Source organism: Rhodoferax sp. GT1R46 (genome assembly GCF_056521285.1).
In genome coordinates this window covers 1,072,378-1,097,700 of sequence record NZ_JBWMBC010000001.1, presented here as the reverse complement: position 1 = coordinate 1,097,700, position 25,323 = coordinate 1,072,378, and the positions used below count along the sequence as shown (strand labels likewise).

Here is a 25,323-nt window from a genome sequence, read left to right as displayed (position 1 = left end):
GTTTGGGAAGTGCCAAAGGTACCGCATACCTGGCTGCCCGGCTGGTACCAATTCAGGCGCAAGGAGTCAAACCACTGAATACCGCCCCTCGCTGAGGCATGATTGCCACCCATGACAACTGCAGCCCATTCACACCCGGCGCCCCAAAGATGGGTCGCTTATTGTTTTCTTGCTCTGAGCATGTCACTGGTCGGCAGCTACGTAGCGCTCTCCAAACCGCTCGTGGCTGCCCTGCCCGTTTTTTTGCTGGCGTGGTTGCGGTTTGGCATTGGCGGTGTGGCCATGGCGCACTGGTTGAAACGGCCAGCGACTGAAGTGCCCATGACAGGCGCGACAAAGCGGCTGGTGTTTCTGGAATCCTTTCTGGGCAATTTCATGTTCTCGATCTGCATGCTCTTCGGGGTGAGCATGACCAGCGCGGTGTCTGCCGGCGTCATCATGGCGTCGATCCCTGCGGTTGTCGCGCTGATGAGTTGGGCCTTCCTGAAAGAGCGCATCGGATTACGCGTCTGGGCGGCCGTGGGTTGCGGCGCGCTGGGCATTGGTTTGCTTGCGCTATCAAAAAGTGAGCTATCTGCGCAATCTACACGGGGGCTAGAGACCGATTTCATGCACAACAAGGCACTCATCGGCAATCTTCTGGTCTTCGCCGCGGTGCTGTGCGAAGCAGCCTATGCGGTGATCGGCAAGACGTTGACCGGTGCGTTGTCGCCCAAACGTATCACGGCCCTGATCAACCTGTGGGGTTTCCTGTTGATGACGCCGATGGGGCTTTACGTGGCGCTGCATTTCGATTTCAGCACCGTCGCCACGGGCTCATGGGTGCTGCTGGTCTTTTACGCGCTGGCCGCCAGCGTATGGACGGTGTGGCTCTGGATGACCGGGTTGAAAGCCGTGCCCGCTGCCCGCGCCGGGGTGTTCACGGTCATGCTGCCCATCTCTGCCGCACTGGTGGGTGTCCTCGTCCTGGGTGAAACACTGGGTGGCCTGCAGTTGCTGGCCTTTGCCATTGCGCTACTCGGGGTTCTCCTGGCCACCCTCCCAAGCGGTAAGACCACTACACCAGCGGCTTAGTGCCCACCACGATGCCGTCTTCATCGGCATAGAGCCAGTCTCCCGGACGAATCCAGATGCCCTGCACTTGCACGGCGACATCCGCCTGCCCCTGATTGCGCTTTTCGGTTGGCAACGGCATGGCCGCCAATGCGCGTATACCCACGGCCTGGGTCGCCAGTTCCGCGGTATCCCGCACGCAGCCGTCGATAACCACACCAGCCCAGCCATTGCGGGCAGCCGCCGCGCCCAGATTGCCCCCCAGCAATGCCCGCCTCAGCGAACCGCCACCATCCACGACCAACACCTTGCCGACGCGGCCCTCGGGCGTATCCATGAAGCCAGGGGAATCCACTGCAGCTTTCACCAAAGTGTTGTCCTCAAAGCACTTCACCGTGACCACGGGTCCCGCGAACTTCCTGATCTGTCCAAAGTCCCTGAACACGGGAGCCAGCACGCGGAAATCACCGCTGGAATCATTCTTGTAAACGTCGCAAAGGTCGCATGTTGCAAAGCCGGTTGCCATGGGTTGGTACTCCTTTTCGTTGAATACACCTATTCTCCAATGAAAAAAACAACATTCCCAAGTGAAAAAAGCATTTCCGCCCTTGGAAACGTGCTTTTTCTCCAGTAGCATCCGGGTTACCAGCGAAGAAGCAGTTTTTCGCTGGAGATTAATCAACTTCTAGAAGGACAATCAATCATGGCAACTGCAAAGAAAGCACCGGCAAAAAAAGCTGCACCTGCAAAAGCAGCAGCGCCGGCCAAAAAGGCTGCACCTGCAAAGACAGCAGCGCCCGCGAAGAAGGTAGCCGCCAAGGCACCGGCCAAAAAGGCAGCTCCAGCTAAAAAAGCTGCGCCAGCCAAGAAAGCCGCTCCTGCGAAAAAAGTAGCTGCCAAAAAGGCTCCGGCCAAAAAGCGCACCGTCAATGCAGCCTTCATGAAGGCCCTGACACCGAGCGCCGCTCTGGCTTCCATCGTTGGTAACAGCCCGCTGCCACGCACCGAAGTGGTGAAGCAGTTGTGGGTGTACATCAAGAAGCACAAGTTGCAAGACGCTGTCAACAAGCGCATGATCAACGCCGATGCAAAGCTCAAGGAAGTTTTCGGCAAGATGCAAGTGTCGATGTTTGAGATGGCTGGCCTGATCGGCAAGCACCTCAAGTAATCGATAGCCATGCTGTCAATAAAAAAGCCGGTTTTTGACCGGCTTTTTTCATTCAATACCCACTTAAACCATGTTGCGCTTCTTCTTCACGCGCGTGAGCCTGATCATTCCGACTTTTTTCGGGATGACCTTGCTGGCGTTTTTTCTGATTCGCATGGTGCCGGGCGACCCCATCGAAACACTGGCCGGTGAGCGCGGCATTGATGACGTGCGCCACGCCGCGCTGCTCAAGGAATACGGACTGGACCGCCCCGTCATGGTGCAATACGGCATCTATATCGGGCGCGTTTTGCAGGGTGACCTGGGCAAATCCATCATCACCCAAACGCCCGTATTGAGCGAGTTTGCTGCCCTGTTTCCGGCCACTATCGAGTTGGCCCTGTGCGCCATTCTTTTCGCGTTGATCCTTGGCATTCCGGCCGGCATCATCGCGGCTGTCAAACGCAACTCCCTACTCGACCATGGCGTGATGGGCGTATCGCTCACCGGCTACTCCATGCCCATCTTCTGGTGGGGGCTGTTGCTGATTCTCTTGTTCTCGGTGCAGCTCGACCTGACCCCCGTCTCTGGTCGCATTGCCGTGCAGTACTTCATTGAACCGGTGACCGGTTTCCTGCTGATTGACACGCTACTGTCGGGCGAGACAGGGGCGTTCGGGTCCGCGGTTTCGCACCTGATTCTTCCTACCATTGTGCTGGGCACCAATCCACTGGCCGTGATTGCACGCATGACGCGCTCTGCGATGCTGGAGGTATTGGGTGAGGACTACATTCGCACCGCACGTGCCAAAGGGCTCTCCAACCTGCACGTAGTGGCAGTGCACGCGCTGCGCAATGCATTGATACCGGTCATCACCGTGATTGGACTGCAAGTGGGAGTGCTGTTCACCGGCGCCATCTTGACCGAGACCATCTTTTCATGGCCGGGCGTGGGCAAGTGGTTGATTGAGGCCATCAGTCGGCGCGACTATCCCGTGCTGCAAGGTGGCATGCTGTTGCTGGGTGCCGTGGTGATGGCGGTCAACCTGTTGGTGGACCTCGCCTACGGCATCATCAACCCCCGGATCAGGCACCAAAAATGACAACCCTACGATCCATGGAAACGGCTACGCCGGTGGCGCCCCTCCACCCGCTGCGCGACTTCTGGCGCTACTTCAGTGCAAACCGGGGCGCCGTCGCGGGACTGCTGATTGTGGTGCTGGTGTTGCTGATGGCGGCCTTCGCCAATGTCATCGCGCCTTATGCGCCCGACCTGACCGACCCCACCGTTTTTCTGGTTCCACCGGCCTGGCAGACGGGTGGCTCCACGGCGCACCTGCTGGGCACGGACGCCATTGGCCGTGACATTTTGTCGCGTCTTATTTTTGGCGCCCGCCTGTCGCTGCTGATTGGCATCGCGGTGGTTTCCGTCTCGGTTGTTCTGGGCACCGTGCTGGGCCTGCTTGCAGGTTATTTCCGCGGCGTGTTTGAAGTCGCCGTCATGCGGTTGATGGACATCATCCTCACCCTGCCCAGCCTGCTATTGGCCATTGTCATCGTGGCCATCCTGGGGCCCGGCCTGATGAATGCCATGCTTGCGGTGGCGATTGTGGTGTTGCCGCATTACGTGCGCATCACCCGGGCTGCTGTCATCACCGAGACCTCGCGCGATTACGTCACCGCTGCCCGCATGGGCGGTGCCGGGCATTGGCGGGTCATGTTCAGTGAAGTGCTGCCCAACTGCACCGCACCATTGATCGTGCAGGCCTCACTGGGTATCTCGACGGCGATTCTGGATGCAGCGGCGCTGGGCTTTTTGGGTCTGGGAGCGCAACCACCCTCGCCCGAATGGGGCACCATGCTGGCCGACGCGCGTGAGTTCGTGCTACGCGCCTGGTGGGTGGTCACATTTCCCGGCCTCGCGATACTGATTACCGTATTGGCTTTTAACTTGCTTGGTGATGGTCTGCGTGATGCGCTGGACCCCAAGCTCAAGCGCTAAATCGCTGGAACCCCTGAGCACACCGCACCATGGCATTGCTTGAAATTGAAAACCTGTCGGTGGAGTTTCCATCGCACAACGGCGTCATGCACGCAGTTGACGGCGTGAGCCTGTCCCTCGATACCGGCGATGTGCTGGGTATCGTGGGCGAATCCGGCTCGGGCAAAAGTGTCACCATGATGGCGCTCATGGGCCTGGTGGCCTACCCCGGACGCGTACGTGCCGACACGTTGCGCTTTGATGGCCACGACTTGCTTGCTTTGTCTGACCGCGAGCGGCGCAGGCTCACGGGCAAAGACCTGTCCATGATTTTTCAGGACCCGACCACCAGCCTCAACCCCTGCTTCACGGTAGGCTTTCAGCTGGCAGAAACACTGAAGTTGCACATGGGCCTGGACAAGGCTGCCGCCCGCAAACGCTCTATTGAATTGCTGGAGCAGGTCGGCATACCCGCGCCCGAAAGCCGCCTGGGTGTTTATCCCCACCAGCTGTCAGGCGGCATGAGCCAGCGCGTCATGATTGCCATGGCCATTGCCTGCAACCCCAAGCTGCTGATAGCCGACGAGCCGACCACCGCGCTGGACGTGACCATACAGGCCCAAATTCTGGACCTGCTGCGCAGCCTGCAAAAAGACCGCGGTATGGCGCTGGTGCTGATCACCCACAACATGGGCGTAGTCAGTGAAATGGCGCAACGCGTGGCCGTCATGTATGCCGGCCAGATCATGGAGCAGCGGGGCTCCGACACCCTGTTTACCGCGCCCCAACACCCCTACACCGAAGCCCTGATGGCGGCACTACCCGAACGCAATGACGGACATTCGCGCCTGGCCACCATCCCCGGCATGGTGCCCGGCCTGTTTGACCGACCCACGGGTTGCCTCTTTGCTCCCCGTTGCGGTTATGCCGATGGCAACCTGTGCCTGACCCGCCCCGCATTGCGCCCCTGGCAAGACGGAGTCGTGCGATGCCACTTTCCCATAGGCGATACCCAGCAACGCGCCAACCCGCAAGAGGTGTCCGCATGAGCCCGCAACCAACGCTGGCACCCGCCGTCGGAAAAACCGTGGTCCAGGCAGAAAACCTCAAACGTGTTTACGCCATCAGCAAAGGCTTTCTGCGCAAACCCGATCAACTGCAGGCCGTGGGCGGCGTTTCGTTCTCGGTACAAGCAGGCAAGACACTGGCCATTGTGGGCGAGTCGGGCTGCGGCAAGTCCACGCTGGCACGTATGGTCTCACTGATTGAGGAGCCCTCCGAAGGGACCCTGCAGATCAGTGGCGTTGACGTAGTCGCTGCGTCCAGCCATGACAGACACGCCCTGCGTCAAAAGGTACAGCTGGTCTTTCAAAACCCCTACGGCTCCCTGAATCCGCGCAAACGCATCGGGCAGATTCTGGAAGCGCCTCTTGAGATCAACACCCAGTTGACCGCGGACGAGCGGGCAGAAAAGGCACGCTCCATGCTGGCGCTGGTAGGCCTGCGCCCCGAGCACTACGATCGCTACCCGCACATGTTCTCGGGTGGGCAGCGCCAGCGCATTGCCATCGCGCGGGCGCTCATGCTGAACCCTTCACTGGTGGTGGCTGATGAGCCGGTATCCGCACTGGACGTATCGATTCAGGCCCAGGTCTTGAACCTGCTGGCGGACCTTCAGCGCGACCTGGGTCTGGCGTATCTGTTCATCTCGCACGACTTGGGCGTAGTGCGCCACATTGCCCATGATGTGCTGGTGATGTACCTGGGGCACACCGTTGAACAGGGCGAGAAGAATGCCATCTTCAACCGCCCCTTGCACCCCTACACACAGGCACTGCTGGCCTCTACACCCGGCTTGGCGGGCAGTGGGCCCGCACAGCATCGCACGGTGCTCAAGGGCGAATTGCCGTCACCCTTGAACCCTCCACCCGGATGTGTTTTCTCGACCCGCTGCCCTCATGCAGTGGAACACTGCCACGTCGAGCGCCCGGCGTTGCGGGAATTGCGTGGGCGACAGGTCGCATGCTTCGAAGCAGAGCGCCTGGCGGCCGCGGGCGATGCGCCTCTTGCAGACTAACCCCCGTATCAACCCCAAGACGCAAGGCCTGATTCTCGGCGTACGATGGCACTCTGTTAGCCCAACAAACGAGTTGGGCCCGATTTTTGCGTAGTCCATCGGACTATTCCAACAGGAGTTTATTTGATGATTCATTTCCGCTTGCGCCCCACCAAAAGCGCCCTCTTGTGCGCGTTGGCATTGCCTGCGCTCATGGCCCTAGCACCGGCATCGGCAAAAACACTGGTCTACTGCTCCGAAGGCAGCCCTGAGAATTTCTACCCTGGCGTCAATACCACCGGTACTTCCTTTGACGTGACCGAACAAATCTACGACAACATTGTCGATTTCGAACGCGGCGGCACCAAAGTGGTTCCTGGTCTGGCGGAGAGCTGGACAGTCTCCAAGGATGGAACCGAGTACATCTTCAAACTTCGCAAGGGGGTGAAGTGGCAGTCCAACAAAAACTTCAAACCCACACGCGACTTCAATGCAGACGACATTCTCTTCACGATCGAGCGCCAGTGGAAAGAAAACGATCCGTACTTCAAGGTTACCAGCTCCAACCACGCTTACTTCGGCGACATGGGCATGCCCAAGCTGCTCAAGTCGGTAGACAAGGTTGATGACTACACCGTCAAGTTCACCCTGAATGCGCCCGAGGCACCTTTCCTGGCGAATATGGCCATGCAGTGGGCAGGCATTCAGTCCAAGGAATACGCCATTGCCATGCTGAAGGCCGGCACGCCGGAGAAGATTGACCAGGAGCCTGTCGGTACCGGTCCCTTCATGCTGGTGCAATACCAGAAAGATGCCATCGTTCGTTTCAAGGCATTCCCCCAGCACTATGCCGGTAAGCCCAAGATTGATGACCTCATTTTTGCTATCACACCCGATGCCTCGGTACGCTGGGCCAAGCTGCAAAAGGGCGAATGCCATGTCATGCCCTACCCCAACCCGGCGGACCTGGATGCCATCCGCAAGGATCCCAATATTTCGTTACTTGAGCAACCCGGCCTGAACGTGGGCTATCTGGCCTACAACACCACCAAAAAGCCATTTGATGACGTGCGCGTGCGCAAGGCCATCAACATGTCCATCGACAAGAAGGCCATCGTGTCCGCGGTCTACCTGAGCACTGGTATACCGGCAACCAACCCGATTCCACCGGGCCTCTGGTCTTACAACAAGGCCATCAAGGACGACGCTTTCAACCCCACCGAAGCCAAAAAACTGCTGGCCGCCGCTGGCTACCCCAACGGCTTCACCACCGACCTCTGGGCCATGCCCGTGCAGCGCCCCTACAACCCCAACGCCAAGCGCATTGCCGAGTTGATGCAGGCTGACCTGGCCAAGGTAGGCGTCAAGGCAGAAATCAAGAGCTTTGAATGGGGCGAGTACCGCAAGCGCATGCAGGCAGGCGAGCACCAGATGGGCATGCTGGGCTGGACCGGTGACAACGGAGATCCGGACAACTTCCTGAACACCTTACTGGGCTGCAGCTCGGCCAAAACCAACGGCTCCAATGTAGCCAAGTTCTGCTACCAACCATTTGAAGACCTGATTCAAAAAGCCAAGGTCGTGTCGGATGTGAAAGAACGTACCAAGTTGTACGAAAAAGCCCAGGTCATCTTCAAGGAACAAGCCCCCTGGTTCACCATTGCCCACGCAGTGCAGCTCGCACCCGTGCGCAAGGAAGTCATTGACTTCAAACTGAGCCCGTTTGGTCGCCACACCTTCCGCGGTGTGGATATGAAGTAAGCAGCTTGGCAGACTAGCCCCCTCCCAATGCCACTGGGGGGGGATTCCCGGCACAGGTGCCGTCAATACCGCCTGGCTTCAGCAACGACACCCGACCCCAACGTGGCGCCGCAACCGCCGTGCGTTTGCGCATCAAGGCGTTCGATCTGGCCTGAATTTTTTCACCCGTCCTGACAGTGCGACAATTGGGGCCCAGCGGCTGAATTTCCACCCGTGAGCCTCACAGCACCCGTGATGGCGAATCCGATCGCGCTGTCTGAGCGCGCACCCCCTCCATCACTACCCAGCCACCGGCTCATAACGTAGCTACGCAATGCCATTGGAATGAAAGATAAGAAGCAAAGGGAAGCCCAAATCTTGCCGCGCACCAACTTCAACAGTTCAAGGCTTGTCCGTTTTCTGGCGGATCTGGCCCTTGTGGATGGGGCCGAATCAAAACAGGCTTTTGCGCAGCGGCTGGGCCAATGGATCAGCTTTACGGACGCCGACAGGCTCTACGTGGCCTTGGACGCCAGCAAGGTGCAAGCCACGGTCAAGCCATCGGAGGCGCAAGCCGGGGCGCAATCAGCGTCCTATCTTGTGGCGCGGGATGAGTTTTCCCGGGTCCGCACAGCCCTGATGGAGTCAATGAAAGCCAGCTGTTCGCCGACACTGGGCGCAGCTCGAATAAAATTCCCCATCCCCCCGCCGGATGCACTGCCTGAAATAGCAGTCATTTACTCGCCGTTGCACCATTTTTACGTATCGCAGCAAAGGGAGATGGAGTCAAAGCTTGGCCCTGTGCGCGCCACGGTGCGAGCAGCGCTGGCAGTCCACTCCCCCCGCTTGAAACAGCTGGCGACTCTGGATGCAGCCCTGGACAAAATTTTGAGTGATCGGGAGCGCCGCCTGCTTGGCACCGTGCCAGTTTTACTCAAAAGACGCTTTGAGCAATTGCTCAAACTCCACCAGCAGATGCTTGTGCGCATCGGGCAGACCGATGATCCGGCGATGTGGATGCGCCCGGGTGCGTGGCTAGCCAATTTTCGGGATGAATTGCTGGAAGCTTTGCTCGCAGAATTGGACGTTCGCCTGCAACCGGCCATGGGGCTCATTGAAGCGTTTAGCAACGAGGTTAATTGATAGACATGAATAGAATTTTTTTTCCAGCCGCATTCTCCCTGGGTGCCATGGCCGTCGTGTGGGTCGCCTTTGGCTTTTTTGCTGCCAACCCGCTGGCGCTGCTCATGACCCTGGTTATTGGGGCGGTGTATGGAATTGGCGCACTGGAATTACTCAAATTCCGCCGGGCAACTGCCACATTGGCCCATGCACTGGCACACATTCCCGATGAGCTTCCCCATCTCGGTGATTGGCTGGAAAAGCTGGACCCTTCGCTGCAAAATGCCGTGCGTTTGCGGGTGGAAGGTGAGCGGGCGGGGCTGCCCGGCCCCACACTGACGCCCTACTTGGTCGGTCTTTTGGTCATGCTGGGCATGCTGGGCACGTTCTTGGGTATGGTGCTTACGCTCAACGGCGCGGTGTTTGCGCTGGAGGGCACGACCGATCTGCAAGCCATGCGCGCCTCACTTGCAGCGCCGATCAAGGGCTTGGGTCTGGCGTTTGGCACATCCCTGGCGGGCGTGGCCACATCGGCCATGCTGGGCTTGATCTCGGCTCTGGTGCGCCGCGAGCGCCTGCACGCAGGTCAAGTACTGGACGGAAGAATTGCAACGGTTTTGCGGCGTTTTTCGCTCACCCACCAGCGCCAGGAAACCTTCAAAGCCCTGCAACTGCAATCGCAGGCGCTGCCTGGCGTGGTCAACACCTTGCAAACCATGATGGCGTTAATGGAGCGCCAGAGCCAGCAACTAAACGAACGGCTGCTGACCAATCAGGACCATTTTCATGGCCACATCAAGGGCGTTTACACCGAGCTGGCCCGCTCGGTAGATCAGTCGCTCAAAGCCAGCCTGACGACCAGCGCCCGCGTGGCGGCTGAAACGATCAAGCCCCTGGTCGAGGCCACGATGACGGGTTTGACCCACGAGGCCACACAGCTGCACGAACGCATGATCAGCACCACGCAGACGCAACTCGGCGCGCTGTCCACACGGGTGGGCGACTCCTTGCACGCGTTTACGGAGACCTTTGCGCAACGCTCCCATGCGCTGGTGACTTCGGTTGGCGAATCCGTCGCTGCTGCGCAGGCCCAGCAGGCTGCGGGCAATGAACAGCACATGGCAACTTGGAAACAGTCACTGGAATCCATCGCCGCCACTTTGCAGCGCGAATGGCAGCAAGCCGGTGCACAAACACTGGACCAACAACAGCAAATCTGCACGGCGCTTGAGCAAACCGCGCACCAGATGACCGCGCAAGCGCAGGCGCAAGACAGCCGCCACGACACGCTGGTCACCCGTGTGGGTGAGTCCCTGCACGCCTTTGGCGCAACTTTCCAGGAGCGCTCAACCACACTGGTAAGCGCAGTCAGTGCGAGTTACGCCGCCTTGCAGGCAACGCAGACCACAGACCATCAAGCCCAACTGGCCACATGGACGCAATCACTGGAATCCATTGCCGCAACCTTGCAGCGCGAATGGCAGCAAGCGGGTGCACAAACATTGGCCCAGCAGCAACAAATCTGCACCACGCTGGAAGCCACCGCACAGCAGATCACCGAGCAGGCAAAAACCAATACCAACAATACGCTGGATGAAATCACACGCCTGCTGGACGCCGCTGCTGAGGCGCCGCGCGCGGCGGCAGAGGTCATCGGCCAATTGCGCCAAGAACTCTCGAGCAGCATGGCGCGCGACAACGCGATGCTCGAAGAACGCAGCCGCATTCTGGAAACGCTCAGCGCCTTGCTCGATGCCATCAACCATGCGTCTGCCGAACAGCGCATCACGATTGATGCGCTGGTTACCTCATCCGAGGCGTTGATGAACCGGGTGGGTAATCAATTTACGGAAAAAGTAGATACAGAGGCGGCGCGCTTGTCAGACTCGGCAGCGCACGTCACCAGCAGTGCGGTGGAGGTAGGTGCCTTGAGCGAATCCTTCAACTTCGCGGTGCAACTGTTCAACACGTCCAATGAAAAGCTCATTGCCAACCTGCAGCGCATTGAAACCGCCATGGACAAGAGCATGGCCCGCAGCGACGACCAGCTAGCCTACTACGTGGCGCAGGCGCGCGAAATTATTGACCTGAGCATCATGTCGCAAAAGGAAGTTTTTGACGACTTGCGCACGCTGCGCAGCCAGCAGGCGTCGCTGGCCGAAGAGGTGGCCTGATGGAGGATATGGAAGGCACTGTTGAACACACTGCGCCGGTATGGGCCGTATTTGGCGACCTGATGGCGGGTCTGCTGGGCGCGTTCGTGCTGATTTTGGTGTGTGTGCTGGGCGTTCAAATGGAGCTTGCGAACAAGCTCGAAACCGAAATCAGCAAGCGCCAGGTAGAAGAAAAGCGGCGCATGGACCTGGAAAAAGCCCTCGCCATACCGCTGGCATCGGGCCGGGTCACCGTGCGCAACGGGCGCATTGGCATCAGCGGTAGCGTCTTGTTTGCCACCAATTCGGCCGAGTTGCAGCCCGACGGTCGGCAGCTTTTGAAAAGCCTGGTGTCACCGCTGCGCGCGTATTTGAGCGCGCGCGAAGAGCTGTTGATGGTGAGCGGCTTTACCGATGACCGCAACATCGTGGGTGGCAAAGACAGCTTTGCTGACAACTGGGAACTGTCGGCCCAGCGGGCACTCACCGTGACGCGGACATTGATTGAAGAAGGCATGCCCTCCTCCACGGTTTTCGCCGCCGCCTTTGGTGCAGGGCAGCCGGTTGCATCGAATGCAAGCGACAAGGGCCGATCGCAAAACAGGCGTGTAGAAATGGCGCCCGTTCCCCGGACCACCAACGCCAATACCAGCACCGGGCAATGAACCACGCGCTGGATCCTGTCGAGCCCTTTGACCCGGTGCGCCTGCGCTTTTTGGAGGCTTTGGCCCGGCGCGCCCGGGATAGCGAAGGCACAGTCAAACACCTTCTCGAAGACAAGCTGGCCCGCGCAATGGCAGCCTATCAGGAGCGCGTCGCGCAGCACACGGATGCCGCAAGCGAATTGCAGCGTCTGGAAAGTCCCCCTCAGCCGACCGCCCTGGCGGAGCTGACCCGCACGCTCACGCAACACTTACCAATAAATGCGCCGGCCAGCATGGGTGGCCGTCCTGAACTCAAATCCATCCGCTATTTCAGGGATACCTGGTCCAAGCTCAGCGTTGACAAACAGCTTTCCCAAGCCATTGCCCAGGGCCCGGAGAATGCAGGCCCCCTTAATTCGCATCAACTGGTGCTGCGCTCTTTGTCCGTGATGCGCGACATCTCGCCGGATTATCTGAACCGCTTCATGTCCTATGTGGATGCCTTGCTCTGGTTGGACCAAGCGGATTGCATGCCTGTAGCGAAAAGCGCCCCCGATGACGAGGGCAGGAAAAAACGCAAAACCAGCCACGCTCGTTAAGGCTTTAGGCAGCACAAGTGCCGTAGTGAAATCAGCCTGAAGCCTGCATATTGCATTCACATTCCGCCACTGGCAGATGGATGCGTATCCAATGCGCTTGAGGACTACGTTCGAAGCCCTCAGCCGGTCACGAAGGTTTGCAAATGGCAGATTGCGGGTTCTCAAGACCCGAAATGGAAATTCAGCAAGGGGCCCACGGCAGTCGCATGACTTGGATCTGCCAATGGATGGTGACGCTGGTACAGCGGTCACTCAAGTGGGTCCGTCAGATCTCAGGATCCGACCCAAAGCCGGCCTCCGTTAGATCGAAAAGCAGACATCCTCCATAAGCGTTTCCAACGTTGATGCCGTCCGATCAATCAACCTGTGGGAGTGAGAGGGGAGTAGGCAAGCTGACGGATGATGGGTACGAGTGACGAGGTTCGAAAGCCGGCCGGCCTAGCTTTAGATTTGGATGGCGGCCTTCTCAAGTCGAAGCCGTGCGTGATCCAAGTTAGGGATGAAGCCGAACCGGGACCTTCGCTGGATTGAGAATTCGCAACGCGGCAACCGTACATCCGCAGTAGAATTTTTCGAAGCCGATGCGCATCTCCTTGAGCGTCGTCGCCAATCCAATAATAGGAGTAGTCATGCCATCACATTCCAGTGCGGCGCCTGCAGGGCCGTTGGTTGGTACTGCGATGCCTCTGTCACAGATCACGCCGGCCCGTTTTGGCATGCTGGTGTCCAGTGCAGTGGCGCAATCAGCACTACTCGGAAAAATGCTGACAGCGCGGCTGACGGCGGATCAAAGCGACAAGGAAATGGCTCCGTACGTGGCCATTGTCTTGGCCTCGTCAAAGAAGACCGGCAACACAGACCTGCTGCACAGGGTCGTCGCAAGAATGATCACGTTGCGTCGGCACAATCTGCTGCTGGCCACTGCCTACTTGGTGGGGCGCGACACCGGAAAGGCGGTACTGGATCAGATTTGGGAGCCCAATGAGAAGGCCGCGGTGCTGCACGTGTTCACACAGGTAAGTAGAACGATGCTGCGTCAGGGGAGCGCTGGAAGCGCGAATAGTAGGCCGCGACCTGCGTTTTCGTTGGGTGGCTGGATCGCCGATAGGTGGGACGACGTCGAGGACGCGATCGCCGCCGTAGTCGATGTCGCTCAGGCGGCAGTTGACGCCGCGACTCAATTTGCCAACGACGTGCTGAACAAGGCACTTGATTTGGCTTCCGCATTGCAGTCGCTTGTCGATGAATCCATCGACGCCCTCGCGGCGTTCGCAGATACGCTTATCGATGCTGGAAAGGCCGTTGGCGACGTGCTGTCGGCGGCGCTAGAAGTCTCGGGGGAGATGCTCGAAAAGATGGTTCAGGCAGTTGCCGCAGTGAAGGAGCGGGCCCTAGACGCCATCGATTGGGTGGCTGCGCATACCGGCTCCATCGGTAGCGTCGTCGGTGCGCTGTTGAAGGCTGCTGTGTTACCGCTTGCCATCGTCGAACGGGCTTTGATAGCAGGCGTGGCCATCCTCGAAGTCAGTCGGACCCTGATAGCTGCGGTTGGCTCCCTGGCCAACTACATGGAACAGCTTGTCCACGCAGTAGCCGATACGCTGAAAGCGACACTCAGGTCGATGTTTGCCCTGGGCTACAACGTCGCATCGATCATTGGCGAGCTTGCGTCGGCGGTAATGAGTCATCTGATCCGGGGACAGTTTCTAGCCGCGCTGGTGGACCTAGGCCACGCGGCGCTCGACCTGCTGAAGGCGGCTTGGACGTTTGGTGCGACGCAACTGGCCATCATCTTTGCTGGATTCGTTTCACTGTGGAGTGGACGGCGCCTGACACCGGCCGAACTGGCTGATGTAGTCCGGGTTTACGGTTTCTGGCCCAAGCTGCTGGACGTGTGGATCGTGCAGGGCTCAATCCCTGCGGATATCGTCGGTCTGATGGAGGACGAACGTCCCTTCACCGCGATGTCGACGCTGGTCTTCCCGAGTCCACCTCAGCAAGGCGAGCTCGTGCATGAACTGATGCACGTACATCAATTCCTGAGTCAAGGTGCCCTGTACATGGTCGACTCGATGGAGCGCCAGGCACGGCAGGGAGACGGAGCATACAAGTACAAGCTTGGAGCGCATCCCAATCTGGGGGACTACCACGTCGAGCAACAGGCCCAACTAGTGCAAGACTATTACCTGCTGCGTTACGTGGAGCAGAGCCGGGACTTCAGGGCCTACCTGCCGTATGTGACGCCGCTGTGCGTGGCCCCGCCGCAGATCGGTACGTCTCAGTTCGAGAAGTGGGTTCAGAGATGCCCACAGGCGCTGGAGGCCGTTGGCCTGATCAAGCCACCGAGCGATCCGCACGGAGGCTTGGGCCGGGGTCGGGGTACGGGGCGATACCAGATTCCTTGAATGGACTGAGCACGCGGTTGCGTAGCCAATGCCATCTTCATTGCCGCTGGACTGTGCTTGCCGCTGGAATTGAAGGGTTTGCATCGCGCCGTTGTGCTCTCGTAGAGTGGCAGGCCAAGTCGTGAGGGCAACAGTCCAGCCGCACATCGAGCGGCTTGGAGGGAGATCCAATTGATATCTGGAGCTTCGATACGGCCAAGCAATTGGCGGCCACCAGCGGGCAATGTGCTTGACAGGCGGATCGGCCGCCGAGTCCGTGTTCGAAGGTGGGGAACGTCCGCTTGGTGCGACTTAGCGCAATGACCATATATGGACTTACCGGCGATTCGTGTCGCCATATAAGGGCTTTTGCTGCGCCTTTCCAAGCAACCAGGGCAGGTACTCTCGCTCTCGGAGTGGTGCGTTAGACATCGCACAGGCGGGTCAGGTTTCCACCATGTTTTTGATGCATACTATTCTTCAAAATTCGAAGGAAACTCGATGGAATCACTTGAAAACAGGCGTTCGTTGGACAACAACTCCCATTTTTTCCAGCACCATGGCTGGCTGGCACCCGGGGTCAAGTTGTTTCGCTCCATCGGCTTTCCAGCCAAGACCGTGTGGATCATTGCGGCCATGCTCATCCCCATGGTCGGGCTGCTGGTGCAGCTTTACCGCGCCGACGCGGAGCTGATCAGCATCACCCAGCTTGAACGCCAGGGCCTGGTTTACGTTAATGGAGTCGATGACCTGGCGGCGGATATCCGCAACCTGCGGCGCGCCGCGACCAACAGCTCTGCCGACCTGCCGGAGAAAAGCAGTGCGGTGGCTGCCAGTTTTGCCAAGGTGCAGCAACTGCAAAAAGACTATGGCGTCGCCTTCGGTGGCGATACCAACGCCAGCTTTGCCAAGCTCACCAAGGGGATAGAGGCGGCTCTTCAGCGCCCTACCCTGGCTACGCCGGACGAGACTTTTGCGTTGCATGCGGACAATGTGTCGGCGGCCCTGGACCTGTTGGGGGACATCAGCGATGGCTCCGGCCTGTCGCTGGACCCGGAGCTGGACACGTACCACATGCTGAATCTGGTGGTAATAGTCGGGCCGCAGTATACGGAGTACCTGGCCAGATTGCGTGGCTTGGGGGTGCTCACCTTGGGTAAAGGCGCCGGGCAGCCCATGCCAGCTTCGCGCCGACGGTTGCTGGACCGCGATCTGGCGCTGATTGACTACGTGGACCCCCTGTTTGAAAACTCTTTCCGGCGCGGCGTTGGGGCCCTCCCGGACGTTGTGAAGACCATGGACATGAAAGGCGTGGACACCACGCGACAAGCCTTCATGGACATGGTGCAAAAGCAGGTCATGGTGGAGGCGCCTGCGGGCGACCCGGTTGCATACCGGGCGGCGGCCGACGCTGCCATTGACAGCCAGCTCGCCCTGAACAAACGAATTGCCGCGCGCCTGGACAGCCAGTTCCTGGCCCGTATCGACCGCGTCAAAACCAAGATCTATCTGGAATTCGCGGCGGCCCTGGTGGGTATCGCCATTGCACTGTACTTATTTTTGTGTTTTTATACGGTCATGAAGGGCGGGCTGGCCCTAGTCAGCAAGCACATCCATGAAATGACAGAGGGGGACCTGCGCCACCGTCCTGCCCAGCCCTGGGGCAAAGACGAGCCTGCCGCGCTGATTGTGGATCTGTACAAGCTGTACGACTCCATGCACGACCTGATCCGCCGGGTGCGCCATTCGGCGCGCGAGCTGGCCAACACCAGCGCCGAAGTCTCCCGCGCAAGCCTTGACTTGTCCGCGCGCACGGAGGAGGCCGCATCCAGCCTCGGCCAGCAGGCCTCTGCGGTCGAGCAGATTGGCTCGCAGGTCCGCGAAACCGCACACAGCGCCCAGCGTGCGGCCACTGTGGCACAAGGGAACGCCGAAGTGGCAACCAAGGGCGGGCGCATCATCACCGATGTGGTCACGACCATGCGTGAGATTCACCAGTCGTCGTCCAAAATCAGCGACATCATTGGCACCATCGATGGCATCGCTTTTCAGACCAATATCCTGGCACTCAACGCGGCAGTCGAAGCGGCCAGGGCCGGTGAGTCTGGCCGCGGATTCGCTGTGGTGGCCTCGGAAGTCCGCAGCCTGGCCGGCCGCAGTGCGGAAGCCGCCCGCGAAATCAAGAGCCTGATATCGGCCAGCGTGGAGCGGGTTTCTGCGGGCACCGAGATCGTCGAGGGCGCAGGCAAGGCCATGACTGAACTGGTCAGCAACGCGACCCAGATCAACACCCTGCTGGGCGAAATCTCGGTGGCCACCAGCGAGCAATCCCGGGGCGTCGAAGAAGTCGTCAAAGCCATCCACCAGCTGGACGCGCACACGCAACAAAACGCCGCGCTGGTCGAGGAAACCAGTGCTGCAGCCGGTGCGCTGAGCGAGCAGGCAATCGGTTTGACGGGTGAAATTGCCCGCTTCCGGGTCGCCTGAGCCTTGCTGGCCCGTGACACCATGAACGCTCCGGTTGCAGCCCGGCCCGGGCGCTCTCTGAAAGTGCTGGTGGCGGATGACAACATCATCAACCAGCGCGTGGCAACCGCCATCCTGTCGACGCTGGGGCACACCGGCGTGGTCGTTAGTGATGGTGAAAAGGTCCTGCGATGCCTTGCCGCATTGAAATTCGACGTCGTGCTGATGGACGTGATGATGCCGGTGATGGATGGTCTGCAGGCGGTGGCGGCCATCCGGCAAAAAGAGCAGTCCACCGGAAAACACCAGACCATCATCATGTGCACGTCCCATGCCGAGCCCGGTGATGATGTCCGGTTTATGAGTGCAGGCGCAGATGGCTACATTGCCAAACCGATTTCTGCCAAGCACCTCAACGCCGAACTGCAACGGCTTGGGCTGTAGGCATAGCGCGCAGTTGCACCCTACAACTTCATTTCAAACCGCACCTGCAGATTCACCGCTTTCGGGGCTGTGTTGGTCGACGTCTCGCACACGCTTTGGCCCAAGGCGTTGGTGGTCAGCAGCGTGTCAGAAGACACATAGTCGCGCGGTGCCAGGTTGCTTGCCGACACCCGCATCTGGTAGCCCGGGCTGAAGACCCACAGGCCGTAGGCCTGCAGGGACAACCGTTTTTTGAACACCTCGGCAAGCGACGCCGTGGCCAAGTGGAAATTCCAGCCGATTGAGTAGGTCGTGCGCGTCGAAGTGGGCTTTGTCTTTTCACTGGACTGAACTGTCAGCGATCTCCTAAGTCCCGGGCGCGCTTGGTCAAACGCCCGGCCAGTGGTGCTTGCTTAGGCATTCCCAGTGAGGCCACAAGTCTGTTTCGGCCGTTAAAGCCTGGGTGAATCGCCCCGGATTCTGTAGGTGCCTTTTGTCCGCTTCTAAGCGAGCAATTTGTCCGCAATCAGCCCATAGGGGTAGTAGGATTTGCCGTCGCCAATGGCTGCAATCGATGGCAGACCGGTCAACCAATTTGAAACAGCGAATGTCGGTTGCTGGTCGGTTAGAGACTTACGTTTCCCGTGCTCTGGACTGTATGGGTTTTCCAGAACCAATCCGCGTTCAGGACCTTGAGAAGATGGCTAGATTTGTTAGCCGGACCATCATCGTTGTACCCAGCCGCCGCACACGGGAAAGACCTGCCCGACAAAACAATTGGCGTGTTCGCTGCAGAGGTAGGCCGCAAACTCAGCGTCTTCCGTTGCTCCAACCAAGCGCCCGAGCGGCACCTCGCGCTTCAAGCGCTCCTGGAATCGCGGGTTGGCCTGCACATCGGAGGGAAAGTAGGTGGGGTTTTCGACGAAGTTCTGCGCAATGGCATTGACTTGAACATTGTGGCCCGCTACTTCTACACCAACAGCCTGAACGTAGGCCAGTTGAGCGCCTCGCGCCGCGCTATAGGTGGAAGCGCGCTTCATGCCGCGCAGGGCTGAAGCGCTGCCCATGACCAGAATTTTGCCCGCGCGTCGTTCAATCATCGCAGGCAAGACAGCCCGGAACAAGCGAGGAAGTGGATTCACGAGTGCGGCAAATGTGTTGCTCCACTCTTCATCAAGAACGTCAGTGACGGCCGTTGTGGGTGCAGGTACGGCCAGATTGGCGACGAGTACATCTATTCGACCTGCAGCGGCGACCAGGGAGGCAGGCGAGTCGGGGCTCAACAGCGAATCAGTGCTCTTGATGACCGTTGCTCCGTGTTCGGCAAACACCTGGCACAGAACCGGACCCATAAATACATCTGCGTTGGTGATGAGCACCCGTTTGCCCATAAGGTTCATACCCGCCATAGTTTTTCCTTTGAAAGATGTGGAAAATTTGTATCGTATTCTGATGCCAATGCCCACGCCTGGTTCGATTACGGCAGTGGAGGGTTTGAGCAAAATATGCCTTAAGCCCCCGTATTCATTGCGTTAGCAGCTTCGCTTTTGATAGCACCCAGCGGCGCCAGCAGCGCTCCCAGGTCGTCCTCGCTGAACTTGGACGCACCGGCCGCATCATGCCCCAGCACGCCCTGGGCCAGTGCCAGCTTGCGGGCCTGCAACTCCAGCATGCGCTCTTCAATACTGCCCTCCACCACCAGCTTGTAAACAAACACCGGCTGGCCTTGCCCGATGCGGTGGGCGCGGGCCGTGGCCTGCTCTTCCACCGCCGGGTTCCACCACGGATCCATATGGATCACAGTGTCAGCAGCAGTCAGGTTCAGGCCCACGCCACCAGCTTTGAGGCTGACCAGAAAGATCGGCGCTGCGCCTGCCTGAAACTGCTGCACCACCGCGCCGCGCTGCCCGGTTGGCGTTTTGCCCGTGAGGCTGAGAAACGGCAGCTGCAGCGCCTGCAGGTGCTCGGCCACCAGCTCCAGCAACTCGGTGAACTGCGAGAACACCAGCACACGCCGCCCCTCGTCCACCAGTTCGGGCAGCATCTCGCACAGCAGTTCCAGCTTGGCGCGTTCCATAGTCGCGGGTGTTTTGACTCCTTTGACTAGATGCGGGTCGCAACAGACCTGGCGCAATTTCAGCAGCGCATCCAGGATGCTGATCTGCGCACCGTTAAAGCTCTGGCGTTGCAGCACACGGCGTACCTGTTTGTCCGCCGCGGTGCGCACCGCCTCGTATAGCTCACGCTGCTGGCCTTGCAGCTGCACCCGCTGGATCACTTCGGTGCGCGGCGGCAGCTCGCTGGCCACGTCTTGCTTGCGCCTACGCAGGATGAAGGGCCGCACGCGCTGGGCCAACAGCTGGGCACGCAGAGTCTCGCCGTTTTCTTCGATGGGCTTGCGCCAGCGCGCGTTGAAGCTGCGCACATCACCCAGGAATCCGTGCATCAAAAAGTCGAACTGCGCCCACAGCTCGCCCAGGTGGTTTTCCAGCGGCGTGCCGGTCATGCACAGCGGATGGCGCGCCTGCAGGCGGCGCAGCGCGCGGGCACTGCGGCCGCCGGCGTTCTTCACCATCTGCGCTTCGTCCAGAATCAGCAAATGAAAGCGCTGCGCTGCCAGCGCATTGATATCGCGCCACAGCAGCGAGTAGGTAGTCAGCACCAAATCATGCTCGGCCATCTGCGGGAACAGCGTCGCACGGTCGGGCCCCTGCAGGGTCAGCACGCGCAAGTCGGGCGCCATGCGCTGCGCCTCGACCTGCCAGTTGAAGACCAGCGAGGTGGGCACCACCACCAGCGTGGGCAGGTCCATGCGGCCACTCTGTTTTTCCAGCAGCACGTGGGCCAACGCCTGTGCGGTTTTGCCCAAGCCCATGTCATCGGCCAGAATGCCGCCCAGGCCCTGCGCGCGCAGGTATTGCAGCCAGGCAAGGCCTTCGAGTTGGTAGCCGCGTAGCTGCACTTTCAAACCGGTCGGCGCGACCACAGGTTGCGGTGTGCCAATGGCCTGCAGGCGCTTGGCCAAACTAGCCAAGCCCGCATCACCTTCCAGTTGCCAACCACCTTGCGCGCCAACGCGGTGCGCCTCCACCAAGCCGAAGCGCAGAGCTTCCAGACGACGCGCTTCCCACGCGCCCAGGTGCAACGGATCGCCACTTTTGTGCCTGCGCAGCGGGTCGGTCAGCAGGTCCACCATGGCACCAACAATGGCTTTAAGCGGCGCAGCCAGCGCGTCGATGCGCCGCCCGCCGGGCGCGCGCAGCGAAACCAATTCATGGTCGTCAATGGCGGCCATCTGTGTGGCATTCAACCAGCGTGGGTCGCGCTTGAGCAGGTCGGCCAAAAGTGGCGCCAAGTCCAGCGTCTCGCCATCTATCTCGATACCCAAGCTCAGCAGCCAGGCGCCTTCGCGCTCGGGCAGGTTCAGTTTTTGTACCGGGCGTTCGCGCGGCGCCAGTGGACCATCCAGCTCTTTACCCAACACCTCGCCCGTGTCGGGCTGCACGAGCAGCTTCCAGCGCTGCACGGGCACACTCTCGTGCGCAAAGCCGGGCTGCACCACCACCGACCAGCCTTTGGCTTGCAGGCGCGGCACCTGCTCGGCCCAGAAGTCGCCAAAGAAGCCTTCTTGCGGCAGCGTCCACACCGCGCCCAAGTGAGGCTCTGCAGAGTCGCCCGCTTCGCGGCTGCGCCATTGCAATGATTTCGCCGACACGGGTAGCAGCCCCAGCTCCCACACCAGGTCCATGGCGTCGGCCTCGGCCGCCAGATCACGCCGCATGCGCAGCACCGGGAAACCGGTGCCATGGATTTCTTGCACCGTGGAGGGACGACTGTTCAGCACGGACGTGGGTGCGGGCGTTTGCCACTGCGCGCCTGCGTCCGTGCGGTAGGTCCAGTCGATCTGCACCAGCGTCACGCTGTCACCCCGCGCAGCCAGCTTGCCATGGGGTTTGAAGCCCAGCAGGGCCTCGCCGCGCCCCAGGGTTTGCAGCGTGATGCGCGGGCGAAAGTGACCCAACACGCTGGCGGATATCTTGATCAAATCAGTCTCTAGCCCCCGTGGAATATGCGCAGGCAGCTACTTTTTTGATAGCGCGCCTTGGGTGATAGCCGCTAGCGTGCCCCGCGTGCTGATCAACTCCGGCTCCAGAATGACTTCTATCACCGTGCCTTCAGGTCGCGCCAGCGCCTCCAGCAGTTCGGCTTCAAAGTCGGCGCTCTTGCGAATGGTGACGCCCGCGTAGCCATAGGCACGGGCCAGCGCAGAAAAGTCCGGGTTTTGCAGCCGGGTACCCGCCACATGCTCGGGGTACTCACGTTCCTGGTGCATGCGGATAGTGCCAAACATGCCGTTGTTGAGCAGCAGGATGATGGTTTTGGCGCCGTGCTGCACGGCAGTGGCCAGCTCTTGCCCGTTCATCAAAAAGTCGCCATCGCCGGCAATGGTGAAGACGGTCCTGCGCGTGGTGATGGCCGCCGCAATGCCTGCCGGCACGCCATAGCCCATGGCGCCATTGGTGGGGGCCAGTTGGGTTTTGTGGCCATTCGCCAAGCCGGTGTAGCGATAAAAACGGTGCAGCCAGCTGGCAAAGTTGCCGGCGCCGTTGGTCAAAACGGCATCGGCGGGCAAATGCTTTTGCAGCGTGGCGATGACGCCAGGCATGTTTACCAAGCCGCGCTCATTGTCGGCAGGCAAGTCCTTGATGACGCTGGGCACGAGGTTGGCTTCATAGTCGGCGTTGCAGGCCTGCGTCCAGGCATCCCACGGCACACTCACCGGCGCAGTCAGCACTTCCAGCGATCGGGCGGCTGCGCGCATGCTGGCGTGGATGGCCAAATCTGCCTGGTAGACGCGGTTCAGTTCTTCGGCACTGGCGTGGATGTGCACCAGCGTCTGCACACTGCGTGGGGCCTGCAAGAGCGTGTAGCCACCCGTGGTCATCTCGCCCAGACGTGGGCCGATGGCGATGATCAGGTCGCTGTCCTTGATGCGCTTGGCCAACGCAGGGTTGATGCCGATGCCCACATCGCCTGCGTACTGCGGGTGGTGGTTGTCAAAGGTGTCCTGAAATCGAAACGCATTGCCCACTGGCAAGCGCCAATTTTCGGCAAAGCGCTGCAGGGCTTGTGCGGCCTGGGGCGTCCAGCCTCCGCCACCCGCGATCACCAACGGGCGCTCTGCTTTTAATAGCAGCTCACGCAGGCTGCGCAAGGACCCAGGGTCACTCCAGGCATCTGACGGCTCTACGCGGGCCAGAGGCTGTGGCGTTGCTCCCGTTACCGGATTGGGCACCATGGTTTGCACCAGCATGTCCTCGGGCAGCACCAGCACCACCGGGCCGGGACGGCCATTCATGGCCGTGGCAAAGGCGCGGGCAATGTATTCGGGGATGCGGCTGGCATCGTCAATGCGCTCTACCCGCTTGGCCATACCCAGGGTGCTGGGGCCAAACAGCACTTTGTAGTCGAGCTCCTGAAAGGCTTCGCGGTCACGCGTGTCGCTGGCCACATCGCCCACCAGCAGCACCAGGGGTGTGGAATCCTGAAACGCCGTGTGCAGGCCGATGGCCGCATTGGTGGCGCCGGGCCCGCGCGTCACGATGCACACGCCCGGACGGCCCGAAAGCTTGCCATGCGCCTCGGCCATGAACGCCGCACCGCCCTCCTGGCGGTTGATGACAAATTGAATCTGGTCGCGGTAACGGTGAAAGCCGTCCAGCACCGCCAGAAAGCTCTCGCCGGGGACACCAAAGGCATGGGTTACACCCTGCTCGATCAGACATTGGACCAGCAGGTGGCCAGCGAGTTGGGGTAAAGGTGCGGAGGTCATGATGGCAATTGTGCCGTCAAAGCGGCAGTCCCATCAGGCACACCTGCAAGTCATCAAGTGCCGCGTTCAACCGCCTCAATTTGATCCCGCAGCACCGACATTTGCTTCAATGGAAATGGGTGCTCGGCCCATTTTTCGAGGTAGCCCTTTTCGCCGTACTCCTGAAGAACCTGCTCCGCAGCGGCATGCACCGCCTTGGCAAATTCGACAGGCAGGCAACGCGTCTGGAAGATGGAGCGGCCATCGGCATCGGGTTTGCCGGTAGACAACGCCTTGAACTCAAACACTTCCAGATCGAGATCATTGGGTTGGGGGCTGTAAATTACCCACCTGGACTCGCCGGGCTCTTCCTCGAATTCGAACGACAGGCGCGTGAAACCGGCCATTGCAGCCGACGCAGCCATCACCAGATTTCCCAGTGCATCCGACAGATACGAGGCTTTGAGTGTGCAGTGGGATTGCCCATCGTCAACCGTGCATTCGGACCAACCGGTTCCCACAAGTCGATAGCTGATGGTCAGTGCCATGGGGCTTACCTCACCTGGATTCGTTTCTTCACACGCAGTTGCTGGTCAAATGGTAGCTGCCCGTGCCACGGTGCAGCACCGTGTCGGTAGTCAACACATCGCCGGGCTGGTAGCTGGGGCCGTGATCGAGGCGCTGGTAGTAGGGTGCGAAGTCGATGTTAGCCAGTTCCAGCAGATCCTGCAGGTCGTTCAACACAAAGTAGCTTTCCTGAAAATCGTCAATGCGGTAGTGGGTGCGCATCACACGCTCCAGATCGAAACCGATGCGGTTGGGCGATTCGCTCTGGACAGAAAAAACACTTTCCGAATACGACGATGCAATGCCCGCGCCATAGAGACGCAAGCCCTCTGGCTGGCGGACCAGACCAAACTCCACCGTGTACCAGTACACCCGCGCCAGCTCGGTCAGTTTGCCCAGGCGCTGCGCGCGCAAGCCTGCCTCGCCATAAGCCTGTATGAAGTCAGCCATGACCGGGTGCATGAGCATGGGCACATGGCCAAACACGTCGTGAAACACATCAGGCTCTTCCAGGTAGTCCAGTTGGTGCGCCCGGCGGATAAAGTTGCCCGCAGGGAAGCGCCGGTTGGCCAGATGCTCAAAGAACACTTCGTCGGGCACCAGCCCCGGCACAGCCACCACCTGCCAGCCAGTGGCGGGCTGCAGGGCCTCCGAGAGTTGCACAAAGTCGGGAATGCAGTCCGCTGTCATGGGCAGGTTTTTCATGCCCTCAACAAACGCATCACAGGCCAGGCCCGGCAGCAGTTGGGTCTGCCGCTCAAACAGCGTTTTCCACACAGCGTGCTCTTGCGCGGTGTAGTTGTCCCAGCCCTGATCCACCGTCCAGTCGGGTCGCTGGGGCGTCAAATCGGCCCCAGACGCCAAACCGTGTTTCATGGCTGATACCTCGCAAAGGCCTGGTCGCACAGGCGGGCCATGGCGATGTCATTGGTGCTCAGGCCCAGGACATCATGCGTGGTCCAGGTAATGCGCACCCGGTTGTAGACATTGCTCCACTCGGGGTGGTGGTTGCCCTTTTCTGAAGCAATCGCAATCTGGGTCATGAAGGCGAAGGCCTGCATGAAGTCGGCCAACACAAACTCGCGCGTGATGCGTCCCTGTAGCGGGTCGAGTTGCCAGGCGGGCAGATCTTTCGATAGCGCGTCAATCTGGTTTGAATTCAGCTTTTCCATCATCC

General features: G+C 59.9%; 22 protein-coding genes. 14 read left to right on the top strand and 8 right to left on the bottom strand.

Annotated features, from left to right (window positions below):
- Nucleotides 1-180 precede the first annotated feature (180 nt).
- Nucleotides 181-1,074 (top strand): DMT family transporter, encoded by an 894-nt coding sequence (locus tag AC097W_RS05125; protein WP_479601220.1) that lies wholly within the window; start codon nt 181-183, stop codon nt 1,072-1,074.
- Here the strand turns inward: AC097W_RS05125 and rraA are convergent.
- Nucleotides 1,058-1,579, bottom strand: a complete 522-nt coding sequence (gene rraA, locus AC097W_RS05120) for a ribonuclease E activity regulator RraA (protein WP_479601219.1) — start codon at nt 1,577-1,579, stop codon at nt 1,058-1,060. The genes AC097W_RS05125 and rraA overlap by 17 nt on opposite strands.
- Nucleotides 1,580-1,756: 177 nt before the next feature.
- Here rraA and AC097W_RS05115 point away from each other — a divergent pair, with 177 nt between their 5' ends.
- From AC097W_RS05115 to AC097W_RS05055, 13 genes are all read left to right on the top strand, one after another.
- Nucleotides 1,757-2,221: an SWIB/MDM2 domain-containing protein gene (locus AC097W_RS05115; protein WP_479601218.1), complete on the top strand. Its 465-nt coding sequence runs from the start codon at nt 1,757-1,759 to the stop codon at nt 2,219-2,221.
- A gap of 70 nt (nt 2,222-2,291) precedes the next feature.
- On the top strand, nt 2,292-3,302 hold the full coding sequence (locus AC097W_RS05110) for an ABC transporter permease subunit (RefSeq protein ID WP_479601217.1): 1,011 nt from the start codon (nt 2,292-2,294) through the stop codon (nt 3,300-3,302).
- Nucleotides 3,303-3,316: 14 nt separating this feature from the next.
- Nucleotides 3,317-4,201, top strand: coding sequence for an ABC transporter permease subunit (locus tag AC097W_RS05105; RefSeq protein WP_479601308.1), 885 nt, complete (start codon nt 3,317-3,319; stop codon nt 4,199-4,201).
- 29 nt (nt 4,202-4,230) lie between these two features.
- Nucleotides 4,231-5,229, top strand: a complete 999-nt coding sequence (locus AC097W_RS05100; protein WP_479601216.1) for an ABC transporter ATP-binding protein — start codon at nt 4,231-4,233, stop codon at nt 5,227-5,229.
- The gene (locus tag AC097W_RS05095; protein WP_479601215.1) at nt 5,226-6,257 is read left to right on the top strand and encodes a peptide ABC transporter ATP-binding protein; all 1,032 of its coding nucleotides are present in this window, start codon (nt 5,226-5,228) and stop codon (nt 6,255-6,257) included. The genes AC097W_RS05100 and AC097W_RS05095 overlap by 4 nt, the downstream gene beginning before the upstream one ends.
- A gap of 126 nt (nt 6,258-6,383) precedes the next feature.
- On the top strand, nt 6,384-7,997 hold the full coding sequence (locus AC097W_RS05090; protein WP_479601214.1) for an ABC transporter substrate-binding protein: 1,614 nt from the start codon (nt 6,384-6,386) through the stop codon (nt 7,995-7,997).
- 324 nt (nt 7,998-8,321) lie between these two features.
- Entirely contained in the window at nt 8,322-9,119 is a 798-nt protein-coding gene (locus AC097W_RS05085) for a DUF3348 domain-containing protein (protein WP_479601213.1), read from the top strand.
- A gap of 5 nt (nt 9,120-9,124) precedes the next feature.
- A complete protein-coding gene (locus tag AC097W_RS05080) occupies nt 9,125-11,272 on the top strand; it encodes a hypothetical protein (RefSeq protein ID WP_479601212.1) in 2,148 nt (715 codons plus the stop codon).
- Nucleotides 11,272-11,916, top strand: a complete 645-nt coding sequence (locus tag AC097W_RS05075; RefSeq protein WP_479601211.1) for an OmpA family protein — start codon at nt 11,272-11,274, stop codon at nt 11,914-11,916. The genes AC097W_RS05080 and AC097W_RS05075 overlap by 1 nt, the downstream gene beginning before the upstream one ends.
- Nucleotides 11,913-12,494, top strand: coding sequence for a DUF2894 domain-containing protein (locus AC097W_RS05070; RefSeq protein WP_479601210.1), 582 nt, complete (start codon nt 11,913-11,915; stop codon nt 12,492-12,494). Before AC097W_RS05075 ends, AC097W_RS05070 begins: the two co-directional genes overlap by 4 nt.
- 629 nt (nt 12,495-13,123) lie before the next feature.
- Nucleotides 13,124-14,899, top strand: coding sequence for a hypothetical protein (locus AC097W_RS05065; protein ID WP_479601209.1), 1,776 nt, complete (start codon nt 13,124-13,126; stop codon nt 14,897-14,899).
- Nucleotides 14,900-15,379: 480 nt separating this feature from the next.
- Entirely contained in the window at nt 15,380-17,365 is a 1,986-nt protein-coding gene (locus tag AC097W_RS05060) for a methyl-accepting chemotaxis protein (protein WP_479601208.1), read from the top strand.
- 21 nt (nt 17,366-17,386) lie between these two features.
- Entirely contained in the window at nt 17,387-17,788 is a 402-nt protein-coding gene (locus tag AC097W_RS05055) for a response regulator (RefSeq protein ID WP_479601207.1), read from the top strand.
- Nucleotides 17,789-17,808: 20 nt separating this feature from the next.
- Here the strand turns inward: AC097W_RS05055 and AC097W_RS05050 are convergent, their stop codons facing one another.
- From AC097W_RS05050 to AC097W_RS05020, 7 genes are all read right to left on the bottom strand, one after another.
- Nucleotides 17,809-18,051 (bottom strand): hypothetical protein, encoded by a 243-nt coding sequence (locus tag AC097W_RS05050; RefSeq protein WP_479601206.1) that lies wholly within the window; start codon nt 18,049-18,051, stop codon nt 17,809-17,811.
- Between the two features lie 441 nt (nt 18,052-18,492).
- Nucleotides 18,493-19,176 carry an SDR family oxidoreductase gene (locus AC097W_RS05045; RefSeq protein WP_479601205.1) on the bottom strand — a complete coding sequence of 228 codons (684 nt, stop codon included), beginning with the start codon at nt 19,174-19,176 and terminating at the stop codon, nt 18,493-18,495.
- 101 nt (nt 19,177-19,277) lie between these two features.
- The gene (locus AC097W_RS05040; protein WP_479601307.1) at nt 19,278-21,809 is read right to left on the bottom strand and encodes a DEAD/DEAH box helicase; all 2,532 of its coding nucleotides are present in this window, start codon (nt 21,807-21,809) and stop codon (nt 19,278-19,280) included.
- A 39-nt stretch (nt 21,810-21,848) separates the two neighbouring features.
- Nucleotides 21,849-23,600 carry a thiamine pyrophosphate-binding protein gene (locus tag AC097W_RS05035; protein ID WP_479601204.1) on the bottom strand — a complete coding sequence of 584 codons (1,752 nt, stop codon included), beginning with the start codon at nt 23,598-23,600 and terminating at the stop codon, nt 21,849-21,851.
- A 53-nt stretch (nt 23,601-23,653) separates the two neighbouring features.
- Nucleotides 23,654-24,127, bottom strand: coding sequence for a hypothetical protein (locus AC097W_RS05030; RefSeq protein WP_479601203.1), 474 nt, complete (start codon nt 24,125-24,127; stop codon nt 23,654-23,656).
- 28 nt (nt 24,128-24,155) lie between these two features.
- On the bottom strand, nt 24,156-25,022 hold the full coding sequence (phhA, locus tag AC097W_RS05025) for a phenylalanine 4-monooxygenase (protein WP_479601202.1): 867 nt from the start codon (nt 25,020-25,022) through the stop codon (nt 24,156-24,158).
- The gene (locus AC097W_RS05020) at nt 25,019-25,318 is read right to left on the bottom strand and encodes a 4a-hydroxytetrahydrobiopterin dehydratase (protein WP_479601201.1); all 300 of its coding nucleotides are present in this window, start codon (nt 25,316-25,318) and stop codon (nt 25,019-25,021) included. The genes phhA and AC097W_RS05020 overlap by 4 nt, the downstream gene beginning before the upstream one ends.
- Nucleotides 25,319-25,323 lie beyond the last annotated feature (5 nt).

Bases quoted from the DNA above. Each gene is read 5' to 3' on its own strand.
- AC097W_RS05125 (WP_479601220.1), top strand. From the start codon at position 181: ATGTCACTGGTCGGCAGCTACGTAGCGCTCTCCAAACCGCTCGTGGCT.
- rraA (WP_479601219.1), bottom strand. From the start codon at position 1,579: ATGGCAACCGGCTTTGCAACATGCGACCTTTGCGACGTTTACAAGAAT.
- AC097W_RS05115 (WP_479601218.1), top strand. From the start codon at position 1,757: ATGGCAACTGCAAAGAAAGCACCGGCAAAAAAAGCTGCACCTGCAAAA.
- AC097W_RS05110 (WP_479601217.1), top strand. From the start codon at position 2,292: ATGTTGCGCTTCTTCTTCACGCGCGTGAGCCTGATCATTCCGACTTTT.
- AC097W_RS05105 (WP_479601308.1), top strand. From the start codon at position 3,317: ATGGAAACGGCTACGCCGGTGGCGCCCCTCCACCCGCTGCGCGACTTC.
- AC097W_RS05100 (WP_479601216.1), top strand. From the start codon at position 4,231: ATGGCATTGCTTGAAATTGAAAACCTGTCGGTGGAGTTTCCATCGCAC.
- AC097W_RS05095 (WP_479601215.1), top strand. From the start codon at position 5,226: ATGAGCCCGCAACCAACGCTGGCACCCGCCGTCGGAAAAACCGTGGTC.
- AC097W_RS05090 (WP_479601214.1), top strand. From the start codon at position 6,384: ATGATTCATTTCCGCTTGCGCCCCACCAAAAGCGCCCTCTTGTGCGCG.
- AC097W_RS05085 (WP_479601213.1), top strand. From the start codon at position 8,322: ATGAAAGATAAGAAGCAAAGGGAAGCCCAAATCTTGCCGCGCACCAAC.
- AC097W_RS05080 (WP_479601212.1), top strand. From the start codon at position 9,125: ATGAATAGAATTTTTTTTCCAGCCGCATTCTCCCTGGGTGCCATGGCC.
- AC097W_RS05075 (WP_479601211.1), top strand. From the start codon at position 11,272: ATGGAGGATATGGAAGGCACTGTTGAACACACTGCGCCGGTATGGGCC.
- AC097W_RS05070 (WP_479601210.1), top strand. From the start codon at position 11,913: ATGAACCACGCGCTGGATCCTGTCGAGCCCTTTGACCCGGTGCGCCTG.
- AC097W_RS05065 (WP_479601209.1), top strand. From the start codon at position 13,124: ATGCCATCACATTCCAGTGCGGCGCCTGCAGGGCCGTTGGTTGGTACT.
- AC097W_RS05060 (WP_479601208.1), top strand. From the start codon at position 15,380: ATGGAATCACTTGAAAACAGGCGTTCGTTGGACAACAACTCCCATTTT.
- AC097W_RS05055 (WP_479601207.1), top strand. From the start codon at position 17,387: ATGAACGCTCCGGTTGCAGCCCGGCCCGGGCGCTCTCTGAAAGTGCTG.
- AC097W_RS05045 (WP_479601205.1), bottom strand. From the start codon at position 19,176: ATGGCGGGTATGAACCTTATGGGCAAACGGGTGCTCATCACCAACGCA.
- AC097W_RS05035 (WP_479601204.1), bottom strand. From the start codon at position 23,600: ATGACCTCCGCACCTTTACCCCAACTCGCTGGCCACCTGCTGGTCCAA.
- AC097W_RS05030 (WP_479601203.1), bottom strand. From the start codon at position 24,127: ATGGCACTGACCATCAGCTATCGACTTGTGGGAACCGGTTGGTCCGAA.
- phhA (WP_479601202.1), bottom strand. From the start codon at position 25,022: ATGAAACACGGTTTGGCGTCTGGGGCCGATTTGACGCCCCAGCGACCC.
- AC097W_RS05020 (WP_479601201.1), bottom strand. From the start codon at position 25,318: ATGGAAAAGCTGAATTCAAACCAGATTGACGCGCTATCGAAAGATCTG.